At 37.9% G+C, this 4,627-nt stretch carries 5 protein-coding genes; all 5 read right to left on the reverse strand.

All coding sequences use genetic code 11. The annotated features are described in order from the left end of the window. On the reverse strand, positions 1-267 hold a 267-nt coding region (locus tag ACKPEB_RS14100), incomplete at its 3' end, for a hypothetical protein (protein WP_408965560.1). Positions 268-321: 54 nt separating this feature from the next. Beyond that, positions 322-831, reverse strand: coding sequence for a hypothetical protein (locus ACKPEB_RS14105; protein WP_408965561.1), 510 nt, complete (start codon positions 829-831; stop codon positions 322-324). A gap of 80 nt (positions 832-911) precedes the next feature. After that, the gene (locus ACKPEB_RS14110) at positions 912-2,147 is read right to left on the reverse strand and encodes an NAD(P)/FAD-dependent oxidoreductase (RefSeq protein WP_408965562.1); all 1,236 of its coding nucleotides are present in this window, start codon (positions 2,145-2,147) and stop codon (positions 912-914) included. Positions 2,148-2,540: 393 nt separating this feature from the next. Further along, on the reverse strand, positions 2,541-3,467 hold the full coding sequence (locus tag ACKPEB_RS14115; protein WP_408965563.1) for a glycosyltransferase: 927 nt from the start codon (positions 3,465-3,467) through the stop codon (positions 2,541-2,543). Positions 3,468-3,501: 34 nt separating this feature from the next. Continuing rightward, complete coding sequence (gene mraY, locus ACKPEB_RS14120; protein WP_408965564.1) at positions 3,502-4,608, reverse strand: phospho-N-acetylmuramoyl-pentapeptide-transferase; 1,107 nt, start codon at positions 4,606-4,608, stop codon at positions 3,502-3,504. Positions 4,609-4,627: the final 19 nt, after the last annotated feature.

Here is a 4,627-nt window from a genome sequence, read left to right on the forward strand (position 1 = left end):
AATTAAGGATAAATACCAATTGGGAGGAACTTGTTCCCATCCCCAAGGAAAGGTTAACCACTTCACCGGATTTAAGGGATTGTAATTTAAAGCAGCAACCTCTCCTCTTTTTAACATGGCTCCGTAATAATCTCTAACGATCAAATTCCCCAGTTGAAATGCAATAATTATGATTCGGCAAACGGCTAGATCAAACAAGGGTGAAGACTGAAACCAATAAGCATTCCAACGTTGAGATAAATCAAATGCTATTTTTTTAATTTTCATTTTTTTTTGCTAATTACAGTGATCTATCGAGTGAAAAATTGTTGTCTATTAAGATTAGAAACTCAGTTCAAAAATTACTTGTTTTTCTCCTGGCTTAATTCCATTCCGGGTAATCACTCTCGGATGATTTTCTACTTGTAATTTAACCAATTTTTTATGATATTTTTTTTCATAGATTCCTACATAATATTCAATGGCTTTATCATTCTTTTCTTGAACTCTCGGAATCACTTTAGTTAGAAATTGATAACGACTTATCTCTAGCTCTTCATCAGTAATGGGAACTTTGGTTCCACTCTCTAAAAACCCATAGAGAAACTTTTCATCTATTTGAACTCCCTCATAACGTGCGGTCGCGTACATTGGATAATCCAAAAATGGAAAAAAAGTGGGATCTGCGGGCAGAGCAGGACAAAGATTTCTGGAGGAGAAAGCTGGATGGTTTTTAGGGCACAACCAGAATAATGCAACGGCAAATTGTAAACCAATTGTTCCGACAATTAGAGTAGAAATAGACAGTTTTGTTAAAGTTGTATTATCCGTTTTTTTATTTAAACTCTCCATTTTAAAGCTCCTATTTTGCAACCGTTCATTGAGTTTATTTTTTACCAGTTTATTTAATAAAATTTACTCCCGATTCAAGATTAGAGAATTTTATGGGATTTCAATTTAGTCGATCTGCGGGATATTGTCAATAGTTTAGTCATTTCTTGTTTCCAGCGATATTGAATCACTTGTAAACGATGATTTACCGTCGGCATTCTTAATAAAATATAAACCCAGGTTCTCATCCAACAAGCCATTAAACCCCTTAATTTCATCCCAAAACTGCACACGGTGGCTTCTTGAATTCCTAATGTCAGCATTTCTCCAAAATGAAAATAGTGGAATGCTTTTAATGATTGACCCCTGATTAAAGCTTTCAAATTTCGAGCCGTCACTGAGCCTTGTTGAAACGCCGCTTGAGCCGTTGCGGGTACTTGTTGACCTTGTAAATTCCGAATATCCGCTAAATCTCCTAATGCAAAAACTTCAGGATAATCCACTAATTGTAATGTCGGTGTTGTTAAAATTTGACCTCTTTTATTATGCTGACAATCTAAGTGATACAGCCATTCTCTGGGTTGGGTTCCTACGGTTTCAACCACTAAGTCAATCTGGATTTTTTCTTGATATTCAGGAGCCACTAAGGTGATATGTTCAGGATCAACAGATTCAATATGGGTTTGAAATTTAATTTGCACGCCTCTGGAGATTAAAGACTGATAAGCCACTTTTTGGCTAAACTTGGAAAATCCTTTCAGAATTTCTTGACCCCGAACAATTAAATAAATTTCTCCTCGTTGTTTTAAACGATCTGCGAGTTTCCCTGCTAATTCTACTCCATTCGGCCCGCCTCCAATTAAGGCAATCGAAATTTTAGGTTTTTGGGATAATTCTAACAAGGATAATCGCTGTTTCAAGCGTTCTGCATCCGCTAAAGTTCGGAAGGCATAGGTTTGAGCTTGTTCGTGAGTTCTCACCGCCGAAAATGTTTTTCGACCTACGGATAAAACGAGATAATCATAGGTTAAATTCCCATTATTGAGATGAATTTCTCGTTTTTTTAAGTCAACATTTTCGACGATTCCTTGGTAAAATTGAATCTGATCTTGATCCAATAATTTATGAAACGAAGGCGCAATTTCCCAGTCTCTAAATTCATCAGTGATTAATTCATAAAGAAAAGGCGTAAATAAAAAACGTTCCTCTTTATCAATTAATGTAATCTCAGGGCTGAGAGATTTGTTTCTCGGTAAAGAAACCAAGTGTAATGCTGTATAAAGTCCAGCAAAACCTCCGCCTAAAATACAAATTTTGGGTGTTTTTTGGTGTTTCAAGATGTACTCAAGGTGATAAAGTTTGGGGATTAGTGATACATCATTGAATGGCAGATCAAGGCATCAAGATTAACTCAATTATCAAGACCAAGAGACAGTAAAATGCTCTAGGCTAATGCCAATTGAGTTAATCACAGGCTATCTACCAAAAGAACCGCATTTTTCCTGTGATTAGGATATTTTTGAAAAGTAGAAAGCCTCTGTTAGTCAGGTTCGGTGTGATGTCTAAATCGAGTTGAAGCCCTGACAAAAACAAATTCAACTGAGTTTTTACAATATAACAGCTTTACCGCTAATTTAGCCTAAAGTTAAAAAAACTTTATCTACGTTAATAGAGAACACAGAACCCAAATTTTAACTATACTGTGTTATTTTTAATACAACCAGTGCAATTTAAAAACGGTCAATCCATCGAGCTTGTTCCGATAATTTGGCTTGTTGTTGTCCTTGAAAACGCGCACGCCCATTTAATAACGAGATGGGGGTGCTCACCAAATCCACAATTTCTGCTTTTCCCATCAAAAGTTTAACACTACCAACGGGTAATTCTTTTAACAGCCAACGTCCTAAGCGATAAACATAATCCGAAGGTTTGAACCCTTCCATTAAATTAATTCCATGAAGTTCGTGTAAATAACGATTGGATTGTCCGTAGCGTCGCCATTGACTTTGTAATCCTTTGAAGGTAGACCGATGACGATGTTTAACCGTTGCTTGGGGTGCAAATTCCAGTTGATAATCGGTTTGTTGTTGAATTCGCCAACAAATATCCGCATCTCCTCCCGTGGTCAGGTAGGGACGAAACAACCCCACCTGTTCAAAAATAGCGCGACGAATGGCTAAATTAGCCGTTTGACCGTAGGGTAAAAAATGATGATTTAAGGTATGTTTTTGAGATAAAGTATCCTGTTTATCGGCATACTTTTCTAATAAATTTTCACTGGGTAAGGCAATAATTTCTCCAGCAACTAATCCGATTTTTTGATTTAAAAAAGGTTGAATTAATTCCTCTAACCATTGCGGTTCCGGTCGGCAATCCATATCTGTAAAGGCAATAATTTCACCTTTTGCCGCGCGAATTCCGACATTACGAGCCGCATAGGAACTTTGAATTTTATTTTCTAATAATGATGAAATTTCAATAGAAGAAGAGGCGGCTAACTCCTGCACAATTGCAACAGAATTATCCTGACTATTGTTATCCACTAATAAATATTCGACTTGATTTGCCGGATAGGTTTGCGATCGTAAACCCTCAATTAACTCCGGCAAATCCATTGCGCCATTATAAACCGGGATCACAACAGAAAGGTTAGTCATGGGGAATCACACCAGGTTGGGAGAATGGCAAGATTTAGGTTGATAAGTAACCTAAAATTAGGCTGATTAAGACTAAAATAGCATTGATCGAATAGAAACTACCTACCACTTGGGTTTCTTGCCATCCTGATAATTCTAAATGGTGATGTAAAGGCGCCATTTTTAACAACCGTTTCCCGACTCCATCGGGGTTTTTTGTCGCTTTATAATAGCTGACTTGAGCAATCACCGATAAAGTTTCAATCAAGAAAATTCCACTAATAATCAATAGCACCCACAAGCTATTCGTTAATAAGGCAACCGTCGCAAAAGCTCCTCCTAATGCCAAGGCTCCCGTATCCCCCATAAAGACTTTTGCTGGGTTGCGATTATGGGTAACAAATCCTAAACAACTCCCACTCATACAAGCACAAAAGGTGGTTAATTCCGGTGCTGTGGGAGCTAAATAGGCTCCTAAACCCAAAAATACGATCGCACCTAACCCCCCCATTAACCCATCAACCCCATCGGTTAAATTGGTGGCGTTACTCTCAGCAACCTGCACAAAAATTGCTAAGGGCCAGAATAATAATCCTAACGGAATTGTTAATCCCAAAGGTAAAGCAACAGTGGTTAAAGTTGTAGCATCAGTTGCTAATAACCAAAAACAAAATAGCATTGCAAAACCGACTTGCAACGCCAATTTCATGCGAGGAGAAATTCCTTTATTTGATTGGCGTCTTAAAATCTGCCAATCATCTAACCAACCAATGAATCCGTAGGCTAAAGTTAAGGCTGAAACTGCAATCACATTAGGATGAAATTGAGTTAAAATTAAAGCGATCGCCACGCCCACCGGAACAAAAAAGATCCCGCCCATCGTTGGAGTTCCGGCTTTTTGTAAATGCGCTTGGGGGCCATCTTCTCGAATCAATTGTCCGGCTTTAATTGTCACTAAAATTGGAATCACCCAATATCCCAACGCCGAAACCGCAACCGTACAAAGCAACCACGGCAAAAATAACGACCCTTGAACGTGGAATAAATGGTCGTTCACCCCATCTAAACTTAAGGCGAATACACTCAACCCTAAAGTCAGGAACAACAATAAGGTTTGTCCAGACAAGTTGAATGATTTAACCGAAGAAAATTTACTATCCACAGAAAATTTTAATCCTCAA

The organism is Planktothrix sp., assembly GCF_046067725.1.
In the GTDB taxonomy this organism is placed as follows: Bacteria; Cyanobacteriota; Cyanobacteriia; order Cyanobacteriales; family Microcoleaceae; genus Planktothrix.